Annotated in this window: 14 protein-coding genes and 2 pseudogenes; 12 read left to right on the top strand and 4 right to left on the bottom strand. The window is 73.6% G+C overall.

The window, feature by feature from the left end:
- Positions 1-521: enoyl-CoA hydratase-related protein (locus tag B1205_RS26270; protein WP_254910216.1), on the bottom strand; the 521-nt coding region annotated here is incomplete at its 3' end.
- A gap of 19 nt (positions 522-540) precedes the next feature.
- On the opposite strand from B1205_RS26270, the gene hemW reads away from it, so the two are divergent.
- Complete coding sequence (hemW, locus tag B1205_RS26265) at positions 541-1,785, top strand: radical SAM family heme chaperone HemW (protein WP_176308804.1); 1,245 nt, start codon at positions 541-543, stop codon at positions 1,783-1,785.
- On the opposite strand, the gene B1205_RS26260 is transcribed toward hemW, so the two are convergent.
- Entirely contained in the window at positions 1,778-2,410 is a 633-nt protein-coding gene (locus B1205_RS26260) for a DUF4870 domain-containing protein (RefSeq protein WP_089158044.1), read from the bottom strand. The genes hemW and B1205_RS26260 overlap by 8 nt on opposite strands.
- 157 nt (positions 2,411-2,567) lie before the next feature.
- On the opposite strand from B1205_RS26260, the gene hrcA reads away from it, so the two are divergent.
- The 3 genes and pseudogenes from hrcA to B1205_RS26245 all read left to right on the top strand — a co-directional run bounded on the left by hrcA (position 2,568) and on the right by B1205_RS26245 (position 5,385).
- Complete coding sequence (hrcA, locus tag B1205_RS26255) at positions 2,568-3,488, top strand: heat-inducible transcriptional repressor HrcA (RefSeq protein WP_089158043.1); 921 nt, start codon at positions 2,568-2,570, stop codon at positions 3,486-3,488.
- Between the two features lie 90 nt (positions 3,489-3,578).
- Positions 3,579-4,649 (top strand): annotated as a pseudogene (gene dnaJ, locus B1205_RS26250) (molecular chaperone DnaJ); the annotation flags it as partial.
- Between the two features lies 1 nt (position 4,650).
- Positions 4,651-5,385 (top strand): 16S rRNA (uracil(1498)-N(3))-methyltransferase, encoded by a 735-nt coding sequence (locus B1205_RS26245; protein WP_089158042.1) that lies wholly within the window; start codon positions 4,651-4,653, stop codon positions 5,383-5,385.
- A gap of 1 nt (position 5,386) precedes the next feature.
- Here the strand turns inward: B1205_RS26245 and B1205_RS26240 are convergent.
- Positions 5,387-6,243: pseudogene (locus B1205_RS26240) on the bottom strand (polyphosphate kinase 2).
- Between the two features lie 40 nt (positions 6,244-6,283).
- Positions 6,284-7,045: an SDR family NAD(P)-dependent oxidoreductase gene (locus B1205_RS26235; protein WP_089158041.1), complete on the bottom strand. Its 762-nt coding sequence runs from the start codon at positions 7,043-7,045 to the stop codon at positions 6,284-6,286.
- 94 nt (positions 7,046-7,139) lie between these two features.
- Here B1205_RS26235 and B1205_RS26230 point away from each other — a divergent pair, with 94 nt between their 5' ends.
- From B1205_RS26230 to B1205_RS26195, 8 genes are all read left to right on the top strand, one after another.
- Positions 7,140-7,484, top strand: coding sequence for a histidine triad nucleotide-binding protein (locus tag B1205_RS26230; RefSeq protein ID WP_089158040.1), 345 nt, complete (start codon positions 7,140-7,142; stop codon positions 7,482-7,484).
- Between the two features lie 2 nt (positions 7,485-7,486).
- Complete coding sequence (locus B1205_RS26225; protein WP_089158039.1) at positions 7,487-8,863, top strand: serine hydrolase domain-containing protein; 1,377 nt, start codon at positions 7,487-7,489, stop codon at positions 8,861-8,863.
- A 132-nt stretch (positions 8,864-8,995) separates the two neighbouring features.
- Positions 8,996-10,051, top strand: a complete 1,056-nt coding sequence (locus B1205_RS26220; protein WP_089158038.1) for a PhoH family protein — start codon at positions 8,996-8,998, stop codon at positions 10,049-10,051.
- Between the two features lie 20 nt (positions 10,052-10,071).
- Positions 10,072-10,545 carry an rRNA maturation RNase YbeY gene (gene ybeY / locus B1205_RS26215; protein WP_089158037.1) on the top strand — a complete coding sequence of 158 codons (474 nt, stop codon included), beginning with the start codon at positions 10,072-10,074 and terminating at the stop codon, positions 10,543-10,545.
- On the top strand, positions 10,521-11,930 hold the full coding sequence (locus B1205_RS26210; protein ID WP_176308807.1) for a hemolysin family protein: 1,410 nt from the start codon (positions 10,521-10,523) through the stop codon (positions 11,928-11,930). Before ybeY ends, B1205_RS26210 begins: the two co-directional genes overlap by 25 nt.
- The gene (locus tag B1205_RS26205) at positions 11,923-12,309 is read left to right on the top strand and encodes a cytidine deaminase (RefSeq protein WP_089158035.1); all 387 of its coding nucleotides are present in this window, start codon (positions 11,923-11,925) and stop codon (positions 12,307-12,309) included. The genes B1205_RS26210 and B1205_RS26205 overlap by 8 nt, the downstream gene beginning before the upstream one ends.
- Positions 12,306-13,202: a GTPase Era gene (era, locus tag B1205_RS26200; RefSeq protein WP_089158034.1), complete on the top strand. Its 897-nt coding sequence runs from the start codon at positions 12,306-12,308 to the stop codon at positions 13,200-13,202. The genes B1205_RS26205 and era overlap by 4 nt, the downstream gene beginning before the upstream one ends.
- 147 nt (positions 13,203-13,349) lie before the next feature.
- Positions 13,350-14,531, top strand: a complete 1,182-nt coding sequence (locus B1205_RS26195; RefSeq protein ID WP_089158033.1) for an acyltransferase family protein — start codon at positions 13,350-13,352, stop codon at positions 14,529-14,531.
- The last annotated feature ends 54 nt before the right edge of the window (positions 14,532-14,585 follow it).

The following is a 14,585-nucleotide window of genomic DNA, read 5'->3' as shown; positions in this document are numbered from 1 at the left end:
TCGGCGGCCCGCCGCCCGTCGAACACCTCACCGGTCAGGTACAGCTCGGCGGCGGCGCGCGGACTGAGCCGGGGCAGCACGGTCGCCGAGATGACCGCCGGGATCACCCCGAGCCGCACCTCGGTGAACGCGAACGTCGCCTCCTCGGCGCAGACCGCCAGGTCGGCGGCGGCGATCAGGCCCAGCCCACCGGCCCGCGCCGGCCCGGCCACCTTCGCCAGCACCGGCTTCGGGCACTCCCGCACGGCGACCAGCACGTCACCCAGCATCCCGGCGGGTACCGTGCCGCTGGCGTACGCGGCGGCGGTCTCCTTCAGGTCGGCGCCGGAGCAGAACACCGGGCCGGTGTGGTCCAGCACGATCGCCCGGACCGCGTCGTCGGCCACGGCGGCGGCCAGGCCGGCCAGCAGCTCGGTCATCAGCGGAGTGGAGAGCGCGTTGCGGTTGTGCGGGCTGTCGAGGGTGAGGGTGGTCACCCCGGCAGTCGTGGCGACCCGCACGAGAGCGTCCGGAGAGGTCATGCCGGGCACACTAGTGGCCATGCCCGGCGTCCTTCCAGAAGGCGAGCCCGTCCCGCGCGACGGGTCGCTGCCCGCCACCGCCCGCCGCGCCGTCGGCGCCCGCGGTTTCGGGGTGTACGTGCACGTCCCGTTCTGCGCCAGCCGGTGCGGCTACTGCGACTTCAACACGTACACCGCGGCCGAGCTGGGTGGCGGGGCGAGCCGGGAGTCGTACGCCGACGCCGTGCTGGCCGAGCTGGCGCTCGCCGCCCGGGTGCTGGGTGACTCGCCGCCGCCCCGGGTGGACACCGTCTTCGTCGGCGGCGGCACGCCCACCCTGCTGCCCGCCGACGACCTGGCCCGGATCCTCGACGGCATCGACCGCACCTGGGGGCTGGCCGCCGACGCCGAGGTGACCACCGAGGCCAACCCCGAGTCGGTCACGCCGGAGTCGCTGAAGACGCTGCGGGTGGCCGGCTACACCCGGATCTCGCTCGGCATGCAGTCGGCCGCGCCGGGGGTGCTCGCCGTGCTCGACCGGCGGCACAGCGCGGGCCGGGCCACCGCCGCCGCCGTGGAGGCGCGCGACGCCGGGTTCGACCACGTGAACCTGGACCTGATCTACGGCACGCCGGGGGAGACCGCCGACGACTTCGCCGCCTCGCTGGCCCGGGTGGTCGAGGCGGGGGTGGACCACGTCAGCGCGTACGCCCTGATCGTGGAGGACGGCACCCGGCTGGCCGCGCGGATGCGCCGCGGCGAGCTGCCGTACCCCTCCGACGACGTGGCGGCGGACCGCTACCTGGCCGCGGAGGCGGCGCTGCACGCGGCGGGCTTCTCCTGGTACGAGGTCTCCAACTGGGCCCGCTCCGAGGCGGCCCGGTGCCGGCACAACCTGCTCTACTGGGCCGGCGCGGACTGGTGGGGCCTGGGCCCGGGGGCGCACAGCCACGTCGGCGGGGTGCGCTGGTGGAACGTCAAGCACCCCTCCGCGTACGCGCAGCGCCTCGCCGACGGCGCGTCGCCCGCGCTGGCCCGGGAACGGCTCACCCCGGACGAACAGCACATGGAGGACGTGATGCTGCGGCTGCGGCTCGCCTCCGGGCTGCCGCTGGACGTGCTCGACGACGCCGGGCGGACCGGCGCCGAACGGGCCCGGGCCGGCGGGCTGCTCGACGACGGGGCCTACGCGGCCGGCCGGGCCGTGCTCACCCTGCGCGGCCGGCTGCTGGCCGACGCGGNNGCCGGCCCCGCCGAGCGGGACCGGCCGGAGCGGGTCACTTGATCAGGTTGGCCGACATCGGGTAGCGGTAGAGCTGCCCCTCGTTGGCCTTCACCCCGGCCAGGATGCCGAAGATGATGCCCACGATCATGGCGCCGAAGCCGATCACCAGGCCGATCAGGATGCAGGTGAGGATCCAGCCGATCAGCGCGATGACCGACCAGACGAGCTGGAAGTTGAGCGCGGCGACCGCGTGCGCCCGGGCGGTCGGGGACTGGTTGCCCCGGGCCAGCAGCGCCACCAGCGGCGCGATCCAGCCCAGCACCCCGCCGCCGATCAGCATCCCGGCCGCGCCGCCGAAGTGCGCGACCAGCGCCCAGGTCTTGTCGTCGTTGTTGGCGTACCCGGTGGGCGGGCCGTACGCGCCGCCGCCGGGGTAGCCGGCGCCGGGTGCCCCGTAGCCCGGCGGAGGCTGGCCACCCGGCGGTGGGTAGCCGCCCGGCGGTGGGTAGCCACCCGGGGGCGGATAGCCACCGGGCGGGGGATAGCCGCCCCCGCCCGGTGCCCCGGACAGTGGTGCGGTGGGTGGCTCATCGGTCGGCGACGAGCCGTAGGGTGCCGACGGCGGGAACGGATCGGGCTGGGGGCCGGGGTCCCCCGCTCCGGGAGGGCGAGGAGGTTCAGTCATGGACGCCACGGTAGGTCCCACCGGCAACCGGCACCAGCGCGGCCCCGCCCCGACGCGTCGGACCGCGCCGGATCTCTGATCATCGCGTCCGTGGGGGTGCCGACGTAGACTGGCACTCGCTACAGTCGAGTGCCAGCCGGGTCAGGAGGTGGGAGACATGGGTCTCGACGACCGCAAGCTCGCCGTGCTGCGCGCGATCGTCGAGGACTACGTCGCCACGCAGGAGCCGGTGGGCAGCAAGGCCCTGGTCGAGCGGCACCAGCTCGGCGTCTCGCCGGCGACCGTGCGCAACGACATGGCGGTGCTGGAGGAGGAGGGCTACATCCGGCAGCCGCACACCAGCGCCGGCCGGGTGCCCACCGACCGCGGCTACCGCCTCTTCGTCGACCGGCTCTCCCGGGTCAAGCCGCTCAGCCCGGCCGAGCGCCGGGCGATCGAACGTTTCCTGGTCGGCGCGGTCGACCTCGACGACGTGGTGCACCGCACGGTCCGACTGCTGGCCCAGCTCACCCGGCAGGTCGCCGTGGTGCAATATCCCAGCCTGGCCCGGTCCAAGGTGCGCCACCTGGAACTGGTGCCGATCTCCACCACCCGGCTGATGGTCGTCATGATCGCCGACACCGGTCGGGTCGAGCAGCGGCTGGTCGAGCTGCCCGCCCCGGTCCCCGCCGACGACGTGACCGACCTGCGCCGGCTGGTCAACGAGAAGCTGGTCGGCAGCCAGCTCGCCGAGNACGAGGAACGGATCGCGCTGGCCGGCACGGCCAACCTCACCCGTGGCGGCCTGCTCGACTTCCAGGGCTCGCTGCGCCCCATCCTCGAAGCGCTGGAGGAGGAGGTCGTGCTGCTCAAGCTGATCGGGGAGACGGAGCCGAGCACCACCCGGGTGCTCATCGGCGACGAGAACGAGATCGACAACCTGCGGGCCGCCTCGGTGGTCAGCACCGGGTACGGCCCGGGTGCCACGATCGTCGGTGGGCTCGGGGTGCTCGGGCCGACCCGGATGGACTACCCCGGCAACATCGCCATGGTGAGGGCCGTGGCACGCTACGTGGGCGAACTGCTGGCACAGAACTGACCAGTCAGGGCCGACGGCCGGCTGCGGCCGACGACCGGCGAGACGCGAGACGAACATGAGGACACCGAACCCAGTGGCCAGGGACTACTACGGCATTCTCGNCGCCAGTACCACCCGGACGTCAATCCGGACCCGGAGGCACAGGAGAAGTTCAAGGACATCAACGCCGCGTACGAGGTCCTCTCGGACGACCGGAAGCGGCAGATCGTCGACCTGGGCGGCGACCCGCTCGCCCCGGGCGGCGGGGGCGCGGGCGCGGGTGGCCCGGGCGGCGCCGGTCCGTTCGTCGGCTTCCAGGACATCATGGACGCGTTCTTCGGCGGCGCGGCGGGCGGCAGCCGGGGTCCCCGGCCGCGTACCCGGCCCGGTGCCGACGCGATCCTGCGGCTGGAACTCGACCTCAACGAGACCGCGTTCGGCGTCGAGGCGCCGATCACCGTCGACACCGCGGTGCTCTGCACCACCTGCTCCGGCGCCGGCACCGCCGCCGGCACCCACCTGGCCACCTGCGAGGCGTGCGGCGGCCGGGGCGAGGTGCAGTCGGTGCAGCGGACGTTCCTCGGCCAGGTGGTCTCCGCCCGCCCGTGCACCGTGTGCCAGGGCTACGGCACCACGATCCCGCACCCCTGCCCGACCTGCGCCGGTGACGGCCGGGTCCGGACCCGCCGGTCGCTGACCGTGAAGATCCCGGCGGGCGTCGAGGACGGCATGCGGATCCGCCTCGCCCAGCAGGGCGAGGTCGGCCCGGGCGGCGGCACCGCCGGCGACCTCTACGTCGAGATCCACGAGCGGCCGCACGACGTCTACTCCCGCAAGGGCGACGACCTGCACTGCCGGGTGACCGTGCCGATGACCGCCGCCGCGCTGGGCACCCGGCTGACCATCAAGACGCTGGACAGCGAAGAGGTGGTCGACGTCAAGCCGGGCACCCAGCCCGGCAGCACGCTGCGGCTGCGCGCCCGCGGGGTGCCGCACCTGCGCGGCACCGGCCGGGGCGACCTCTACGTCCACCTGGACGTGCGCACCCCGACCAAGCTCGACGCCGACCAGGAACGGATGCTGCGTGACTTCGCCAAGACCCGCGGCGAAGAGGTCGCCGAGCTGACCAAGCAGGGCGGCTTCTTCTCCCGGATGCGCGACGCCTTCAACGGGCACGCCTGAGGTGTCCGCCCCGCTGTTCCTGGTCGAGGCGCTGCCCACCGCCGACACGATGACGCTGGACGGCCCGGAGGGGCACCACGCGGCCACCGTGCAGCGGCTGCGCGTCGGCCAGGAACTGCTGCTCGCCGACGGCCGGGGCGGCACCGCCGCCGCGGTGGTCACCGCCGTCGGCCGGGGCGCGCTCGACGTCCGGGTCACCTCCCGGGGGTACGCCGACGCGTCCGTGCCCCGGCTGGTCGTGGTGCAGGGCATCGCCAAGGGCGACCGGGGCGAGCTGGCCGTGCAGGCGATGACCGAGGTCGGGGTGGACGAGATCGTGCCCTGGGCGGCGTCCCGCTCGGTGGCCCAGTGGCGCGGGGATCGGGGCGTACGGGCGCGGGAGAAGTGGGCGGCCACCGCCCGGGAGGCCGCCAAGCAGGCCCGCCGCCCGTGGCTGCCGGTGGTGGCCGGCGCCCCCGACGAGTCCACCGCCACGGTGGCCCGGCGGATCGCCGGCGCGGCGGCCGCCTACGTGCTGCACGAGGAGGCCGACGAGCGGCTCGCCACCGTCGAGCTGCCCCCGGCCGGGGAGGTCGTGCTCGTGGTCGGCCCGGAGGGCGGCATCGCCGACGCCGAGCTGACCGCGTTCGCCGAGGCCGGCGCGCACGCCGTACGCCTGGGACCGTCGGTCCTGCGCACCTCCACCGCCGGGGTGGCCGCGCTCAGCGTGCTCGCCGCCCGCCTCGGCCGCTGGTAGGTCAGGGGCGCGGGAAGACCGCCACCGGCTGCTCCTCCGGGCTCAGGTCCAGCCCCGCCGGGCCGATGATCAACGGGTCGGGCGTGCCGACCACGTCGACGTCCTTGCCGGCGTAGTCGAACCGGTTCAGGACGTGGCGCATCGCCTCCAGCCGGGCCCGCTTCTTGTCGTTGCTCTTCACCACCGTCCACGGCGCGTCCGCGGTGTCGGTCCAGAAGAACATCGCCTCCTTGGCCTCGGTGTACTCGTCCCAGCGGTCGAGCGAGGCGAGGTCCATCGGGGAGAGCTTCCACTGCCGGACCGGGTCCACCTTGCGCACCACGAAGCGGGTCCGCTGCTCGTTGCGGGACACCGAGAACCAGAACTTCACCAGCCGGATGCCGGAGCGGACGAGCATCCGCTCCAGGTCGGGGGCCTGCCGCNCCGGTTGTACCAGGACCGGTCGAACAGCACGATCTCGCCGGCGGTCGGCAGGTGCGCCAGCCAGCGCTGGAAGTACCACTGGCCGGCCTCCCGCTCGTTCGGCTTGACCAGGGCGACGACGCTCGCGCCCCGCGGGTTGAGGTGCTCCATGAAGCGCTTGATCGTGCCGCCCTTGCCGGCCGCGTCCCGCCCCTCGAAGAGGATCACCAGTCGCTCGCCGCTGTCCTTCACCCAGTCCTGAAGCTTGAGCAACTCGATCTGGAGCAGGCGCTTCTGGCGGTTGTACTCCTCCCGGTCGAGGCGCTCGTCGTACGGATAGTCGTCACGCCAGGTCTCGACCGGGCTGCCGTCCGGGCGCAGCAGCACGGGATCGTCGTCGTGGCCGTCGACCACTCGGTAGTCGGCGGTGAGGTCCAGCAGCTCGGTGTCGGCCATGCCGGACGTACCTACCCCGTCGGGCCGGGTTCGACGCGCCCTAGCTGCGCAGGTAGGAGGCGCCGTTCAGGTCGACGATCGTGCCGGACGCCCACTCGGCCTCCGGGCTGGCCAGCCAGTGCACCGCCGCCGCGATCTCCGCCGGTCGGGCCACCCGGTGGAACGGCGACTGGGCGCGTACCGCCTCGCCCCGCTCGCTCTTCAGGTGCTCGTTGGTCATGTCGGTCTCGACGAAGCCGGGGGCCACGCAGGCCACCCCGATGCCGTACGGGGCGAGCGCCACCGCGAGCGACTGCGCCATCGCGTTCATCCCCGCCTTGCTGGCCCCGTACGCCGGGTTGGCCGGCTCGCCGCGGAACGCGCCCCGGGAGGAGACGTTGATGATCCGCCCGCCCCGCTGGCGCATGTGCTGGGCGGCGCACCAGGCGGCGTTCGCGGCGCCGACCAGGTTGGTGTCGAGCACCTCCCGCCAACGGGCCCGCCACTGCTCGTAGCTGCTCTCGAAGACCGGGTGCGGCGGATCGGCCGGCCCGAACACCCCGGCGTTGTTGACCAGCACGTCGAGGCCGCCGAGCAGCCGGGCCGCCTCGTCCACCATGACCCGGACCGTGTCCGGGTCGGCCAGGTCGGCGCGGACGACCGCGTGTCCGTCGCCGGGCAGCTCGGCGCGCAGCTTCTCGGCCAGGTCGGCGGAGTTCCGGTGGTGGATCGCCACCCGGTCCCCGCCGGCCGCGAACGCCCGCGCCACTGCCCGCCCGATGCCCCGCGAGGCCCCCGTCACCAGCACCGCCCGTCCCGCCATGCCGGCCATCCTGCCGCACCGCCCCCGGGCTGTTAAGAAGGGCCCCTTCCTATGCCGGAGGCGTTAACCGGGGGCCCTTCCTTACACTGCTGCGATGGATTGCCTGTTCTGTCGGATCGTTGCCGGGGAGATCCCGGCCACCGTGGTCCGCGAGACCGCCACCACCCTCGCCTTCCGGGACATCGACCCGAAGGCGCCCACCCATGTGCTGGTGATCCCGAAGGAGCACTACGCGGACGTGGTCACCCTGGCCGAGGGCGACCCGGCGCTCGCCGGCGAGGTGCTGCACACCGCCGCCGTGGTGGCCGAGGAGGAGGGCCTGACCGTGGACGGGTTCCGGCTGATGTTCAACACCGGCCCGTACGGCGGCCAGGAGGTCTTCCACGTGCACGCCCACCTGCTCGGCGGGGCGCCGCTCGGCCCGATGCTCTGCCGCTGACCGTGACCACGATCTCCGACCGGCTCGGCCGGATGGTGCGGCAGGCGCAGGCGAAGGGCCGGATCCCGGCGGTCTCGGCGGCCCTGCACCGGGCCGACCGGCCGCTCTGGACCTGCACGGTGGGCGGCACCGGCAACGACACGCCGCTCGATGAGGAGACGGTCTTCCGGATCGGCTCGGTCACCAAGACCTTCACCGCGGTGCTCGTCATGCAGTGCCGCGACGACGGCCTGATCGACCTGGACGACCCGGTCGGCCGGCACCTCGACCTGCCCGCGCACGGCGAGCTGACCGTACGCCGGCTGCTGTCGCACACCGCCGGCCTGCAACGCGAGCCGCACGGCGACGTGTGGGACAGCCTGCGCGCCCCGGGCGTCGACGAGCTGCTGGCCGACCTGGCCCGGGTGGAGCGGGTGCTGCCCACCGGCCGGCGCTTCCACTACTCCAACCTGGGCATGGCGCTGCTCGGCGAGCTGGTCGCCCGGCGACGCGGCGGCACCTGGGCCGAGGTGCTCACCGACCGGGTGCTCGGCCCGCTCGGGCTGGCCGCCACCGGCACCGGGCCGGGGGAGCGGGCGGCCACCGGTTTCCTGGTCGACGCGTACTCCGACGAGGCCCACCCGGAGCCGCCCACCGACTTCGCCGCGGTGGCCCCCGCCGGCCAGCTCTGGAGCACCGCGCCGGACATGGCCCGCTGGGCGGCGTTCCTGGCCGACCCGGCCGCGTTGGACCCGACCGGCGCGGTGCTCGCCCCGGCCACCGTCGACGAGATGCGCTGGCCGCTGACCACCACCGACGAGTCGCTCTGGACGGCCGGCTTCGGCCTCGGGCTGATCCTGGTGCCCCGCCCGGAGCGGGTGACCCACGTCGGGCACGACGGCGCGATGCCGGGTTTCCTGGCCGCCGTCTACGGCCGCCGTGGCGGCGAGGGCACGCCCGGGGCGATGGGCTGCGCGGTGCTCGGCTCGTCCGGCACCGGCGTGGAGGTGTTCGACCTGGCCCACGGGCTGCTCGCCGCCGCCGTCGAACACGACCCGGCGGAGATCGAGCCGTGGCGTCCCGGCCGGCCCGCCCCGGCCGACCTGCGCGGCCTGCTGGGCCGCTGGTGGAGCGAGGGGTTCGAGTTGGTCTTCTCCTGGCACGACGGGACGCTGCGGGCCCGGGGCGCGGACGACCCGCCCGGGAAGCCGCCGGCGGTGTTCGCGCCGCTGCCGGAGCGGCCGGACGTGTTCCGCACGGTCTCCGGTCGGGAGGCCGGCGAACTGCTCCGACTGACCCGGGACGAGCGCGGCGTGGTGGTCCGGATGCACTGGGCTACCTACCGCCTCACCCGGCGGCAGGAGGCCTTCGACGGGTACGACTTCCGGGCCGGCGACTGATCGTCGAGCACCGGAAATGGGCGCGGTGCGGACGGGTTCGACCCGATACGATAGGAGGAACCGTACGCCGCGCCAGCAGGGCCCGGCACCGAGATCGGAGAGCAGGTGGCGCAGGGCCCCACGGCCCGACCTATGACCGGCACCCCACCTCCCGGCCCGCCCCGGGTGCAGACCAGGATCACGGTTCCCGACCCGAAGATCATGGTGAACCTGCTCGGCGCGGGCGACGAGATCCTGCGACTCGTCGAACGCTCGGTCACCAGCGACGTCCACGTGCGTGGCAACGAGATCACCATCACCGGTGCGCCCGCCGACAACGCCCTCGCCGAGCGTCTTTTCAGTGAGCTGCTCGAACTGATCGAGAAAGGCGAGACCCTGACCACAGACGCCGTGCGGCGTACCGTCGGCATGCTCGAGCAGGGCGGCGCCGAGCGGCCCGCCGAGGTCCTGACGCTCAACATCCTCTCCCGGCGCGGCCGCACCATCCGGCCCAAGACGCTCGGGCAGAAGAAGTACGTCGACGCGATCGACGCCCACACCATCGTCTTCGGCATCGGCCCGGCCGGCACCGGCAAGACCTACCTGGCGATGGCGAAGGCCGTGCAGGCGCTCCAGGCCAAGCAGGTCGACCGGATCATCCTGACCCGGCCGGCGGTCGAGGCGGGCGAGCGGCTGGGCTTCCTGCCCGGCACCCTGAACGAGAAGATCGACCCCTACCTGCGCCCGCTCTACGACGCGCTGCACGACATGCTCGACCCGGAGACCATCCCGAAGCTGATGGCCGCCGGCACGATCGAGGTGGCGCCGCTGGCATACATGAGGGGCCGTACGCTGAACAGCGCGTTCATCATCCTGGACGAGGCGCAGAACACCACGCCCGAGCAGATGAAGATGTTCCTCACCCGGCTCGGCTTCGGTTCCAAGATCGTGGTCACCGGTGACGTCACCCAGGTGGACCTGCCCGGCGGGACGACCAGCGGCCTGCGGGTGGTCCGGGAGATCCTGAACAACGTCGAGGACGTGCACTTCGCCCAGCTCTCCAGCTCCGACGTGGTCCGCCACCGGCTGGTGGGTGAGATCGTCGACGCGTACGCCCGCTGGGACGAGCGGGAGAACCAGCAGGCGCAGGGCGTGCACGCCGTGCCGGGGCGGACCGCCCAGGGCGGCCGGCCGGGCCGGCGCCGCTAACCCACCAGAGGAAGACAGAGTTGTCCATCGAGATCGCCAACGAGTCCGGTGTCGAGGTCGACACGGACGCCGTGCTCGCCGTCGCCCGGCACGCCCTCGACGAGATGGGGGTCAACCCGCTCGCCGAGCTGTCCGTGCTGCTCGTCGACATCGAATACATGTCGGAGCTGAACCACCGCTGGATGGGTGGCGACGGTCCGACCGACGTGCTCGCGTTCCCCATGGACGAGGGCAGCGTCGACCACGGGCCGGGGGAGAGCGCCCCGGCCGGCGGTGAACCGGCCCTGCTCGGCGACATCGTGCTCTGCCCGGAGGTGGCGGCCAAGCAGGCGGCCACCGCCGGGCACTCCGCCGCCGACGAACTGCACCTGCTCACCGTGCACGGCGTGCTGCACCTGCTCGGCTACGACCACGCCGAGCCCGAGGAGGAGCGGGAGATGTTCGGTCTCCAGGCCCGGCTGCTGGCCAGCTGGCGGTCGACCCGGTCCCGGTGATGGCAACCGTGGCGGCGGCCGGCGTCCCCGCCGGCCTGCCCGATCTTCAGCTCCTGGTCTTCGCGGCCGGGCTGGTGGTGCTCGCCGGCCTGATCGCGATGACCGAAGCGGCGCTGGCGGCGATCTCCCCGGCCCGTGCCGCCGAGCTGGCCCGCGACGGCGCGCGGGGCGCGCGGGCCCTCCAGGCGGTCGCCGGCGACGTGGTCCGGCACCTCAACCTGCTGCTCCTGCTCCGTCTGCTCGCCGAGCTGACCGCCACCACGCTGGTGGCGCTGGTGGCGGTCGACACGTTCGGCGCCGGCTGGCGGGCGGCCCTGGTCACCGCCGGGGCGATGACGGTGGTGAGCTTCGTGGTGGTCGGCGTCGCGCCGCGCACGCTGGGCCGCCAGCACGCGTACGCGGCCGGCCGCGTGGTCGCGCCGCTGGTGCGCTGGCTGGGCCGCGCGCTCAACCCGCTGGCGTCGCTGCTGATCCTGATCGGCAACGCGGTGACCCCCGGCAAGGGGTTCCGCGAGGGGCCGTTCGCCACCCAGGTGGAGCTGCGCGAGCTGGTCGACCTGGCGGAGCAGCGTGGGGTGGTGGAGCACGGCGAACGGCAGATGATCCACTCGGTCTTCGCGCTGGGCGACACCATCGCGCGCGAGGTGATGGTGCCGCGTACCGAGATGGTGTGGATCGAGGAGCGCAAGACGCTCGCGCAGGCGCTGGCGCTCTTCCTGCGGTCCGGCTTCTCCCGCATCCCGGTGATCGGCGAGAACGTCGACGACGTGCTCGGCGTGCTCTACCTGAAGGATCTGATCCGGCGCACGCAGGGTGACCCGGGGGCGCGGCAGACGCCGGTGGCGGAGCTGATGCGCCCGGCCACGTTCGTGCCGGAGTCCAAGCCGGTGGACGACCTGCTCTCCGAGATGCAGGCGGCCCGCAACCACCTGGTCATCGTGGTGGACGAGTACGGCGGCACCGGCGGGCTGGTCACCATCGAGGACATCCTGGAGGAGATCGTCGGTGAGATCACCGACGAGTACGATGTCGAGCGTCCGCCGGTCGAGCACCTGGCGGACGGGGCCGTGCGGGTGACCGCCCGGCTGCCGGTGGAGAATCTGGGCGAGTTGTTCGACACCGAGTTGCCCGCCGACGAGGTGGAGACGGTCGGTGGCCTGCTCGCCCAGGCCCTCGGCCGGGTGCCCATCCCGGGTGCCGGGGCCGAGGTGGCCGGCCTGTGGCTCATCGCCGAGGGCACCACCGGTCGACGTAACCGGATCGACACCGTCCTGGTGAGCCGGGCCGAGCCGGGCGACGCGCCGGATGGCGCGGGCCGGGGCGAGCCGGGCGAGCCCCGTGGCAACCACAACCCTTCCGAGGAGAGGCAACCCGCCGATGCCTGAGTCGTCCGCCGTACCGGCCGCCCTGCCCACCCCCACCGATCCGGCCGAGTTGAGCGCCGAGGACGGCAAGCTCGTCGTGCTGGCCCGGGGCGCGCGGGGCCGGGTGGGGGCCGTGGAGGGCGCGGCGGTCCGTGACCAGGACGGCCGGACGTACGCGGCGGCCAGTGTGGCGTTGCCGTCGCTGACCCTGACCGCGTTGCAGCTCGCGGTCGCCTCGGCGGTGGCGGCGGGCGCGAGCCGGCTGGAGGCCGCGGTGGTGGTGACCGAGGCGTCGACGCTGGACGGCGCCGGGCACGCCGCGGTCCGTGACCTCTCCGCCGACGCGCCGATCCACGTGGCCGCGCCGGACGGCGCCGTCCTCGGCACGGTGGTCGAGTGACCGCGCCCGAGGAACGGCCCTACCGGGCCGGTTTCGCCTGTTTCGTGGGTCGGCCGAACGCCGGCAAGTCGACGCTGACCAACGCGATCGTCGGCACCAAGATCGCGATCACGTCGAGCAAGCCGCAGACCACCCGACACATCATCCGGGCCGTGCTGCACCGGCCGGAGTCGCAGCTCGTCCTGGTCGACACGCCTGGCCTGCACCGCCCCCGCACGCTGCTCGGCGAGCGCCTCAACGACCTGGTCCGGGAGACCTGGAGCGAGGTCGACGTGATCGGGCTGTGCGTCCCGGCGAACGAGCCGATCGGCCGGGGTGACCGGTTCATCACCGGCGAGCTGGCCAGCCTCAAGGCCACCGTGCTGGCGGTGGTCACCAAGACCGACCTGGTCGACCGGAAGACCCTGGCCGAGCAGTTGCTCGCGGTGAGCGAGCTGGCCGAGTTCGCGGCCGTGGTGCCGGTGAGCGCGGTCTCCGGCCACCAGGTCGACACCCTGGTCGACGTGATGACGGGTTACCTCCCGGAGTCGCCGCAGCTCTACCCGGACGACATGCTCACCGACGACCCGGAGCAGGTGCTCGTCGCCGAGCTGGTCCGGGAGGCGGCGTTGGAGGGGGTGCGGGACGAGCTGCCGCACTCCATCGCCGTGGTGGTCGAGGAGATGATCCCGGAGGGCAACCTCACGAAGATCTACGCCGATCTCTACGTGGAGCGGTCGAGCCAGAAGGCCATCGTCATCGGCCATCGGGGCAGTCGGCTCAAGCATGTGGGCACCACCGCCCGCCGGCAGATCGAGGAGCTGCTGGGTACGCGGGTCTACCTGGATCTGCACGTCCGGGTGGCGAAGGACTGGCAGCGGGACCCGAAGCAGTTGCGCAAGCTCGGCTTCTGACCGGGGGCCGGCGCGGCGGCGACCGGTGATCGGGATCAGCCCGGCCTATGGGACATCTCACGTCGGGTCCGGGTTACTGGCCGTTTCACCGCATGGCGGCGCAGGGTAGAGAGCGTTGTCTCTGCCCCCGGACACCGCTGCGAGCTGATGCGAAACCGCTATCTCGACCTGCTGCGTTTCCTGGCCATCCTGCGCGTCGTCACCTACCACGTCACCGGCTACGCCACCCTCACGCTGGTGTTCCCGGCCATGGCGGTGATGTTCGCGCTGGCCGGGTCGCTGATGGCCGCCTCGCTGGACCGCAGCGGGGCGCCGGCCGTCGGCCGTCGGCTGCGTCGCCTGCTGCCCTCGCTCTGGGTGCTCGCGGCGGTCTTCGTGCCGGTCATGCTGCTCACCGGGCTACCGTTCAGCCCCAAGGTGCTGCTCTGGCTCTTCCCGATCAGTGACCCGCCGGCCAACTACTGGGGCGGGTTGGCGCTCAGCCCGATCTGGTACCTGCGGGACTACCTGTGGTTCGTGCTCGCCTCGCCGGTGGCGCTCTGGCTGTTCCGCCGCGCGCCGCTGCCCACCCTCGCCGCCCCGTACGCGCTGCTCGCCGCGATCGAGTTCGGCATCCTGCTGAACCCTCCACTCGTGCTGCGTGAGTTCGGTCTCTACTTCGGCGCCTGGCTGCTCGGCTTCGCCCACCACGACGGCCTGCTGCGGCGGATGCGCAACCGGGTGCTGCTGCCGGTCGCCGCGGTGTTCGGCGCGGCCGGGCTGGCCTGGATCGTCACCCATCCCGGCCCGCGCGGCTACGACATCAACGACATCCCGCTCGGCAACGCGCTCTGGGCCACCGCGTTCATCCTGGTGGCGATCGGTCGCGCGCCGAGCGGCGCCGCCTGGGTCGACCGGGTCCCGGCGCTCGGCCGGGCGGTGACGGTGGTGAACCGGCGGGCGCTGACCGTCTACCTGTGGCACATGCCGTTCGTGGTGGCGCTCACCCCGCTGGTGGGGCTGGTCGGCTGGACGCCCCGCGACCCGGTCGGCCTGTGGCTGCGGGTGGGGCTGGTCTTCGTGCTGGTCGGCGTGGTCACCCTGCTGGTCGGCTGGGTCGAGGACGTGGCCGCCCGGCGTACCCCGGAAATGGTCCCCGGCAAGCCACGGCGGACCCCGGCCGACCGGGCGGCGGACGCGCCGGCCAGCCCGGCACCGGCCGGCGCGGCGGACGGTCTGACCCCGGCCGGCGCGGCGGACGATCTGGTCCGCGCCGGGGCCCGGGTGCCGGCGCCACGCGGTCCCGCCGAGCCGTCCGTCGCACGGTCCACCACGCGCTCGACGGACTGAGCCCGCCCGCCACCCCCGGGCCGCCCGGAGGACCCGTCGCCGAGGGGCGGACCC

Source organism: Micromonospora sp. NBS 11-29 (genome assembly GCF_002140155.1).
In the GTDB taxonomy this organism is placed as follows: Bacteria; Actinomycetota; Actinomycetes; order Mycobacteriales; family Micromonosporaceae; genus Micromonospora.
This window is presented reverse-complemented; position numbering and strand designations above follow the sequence as displayed.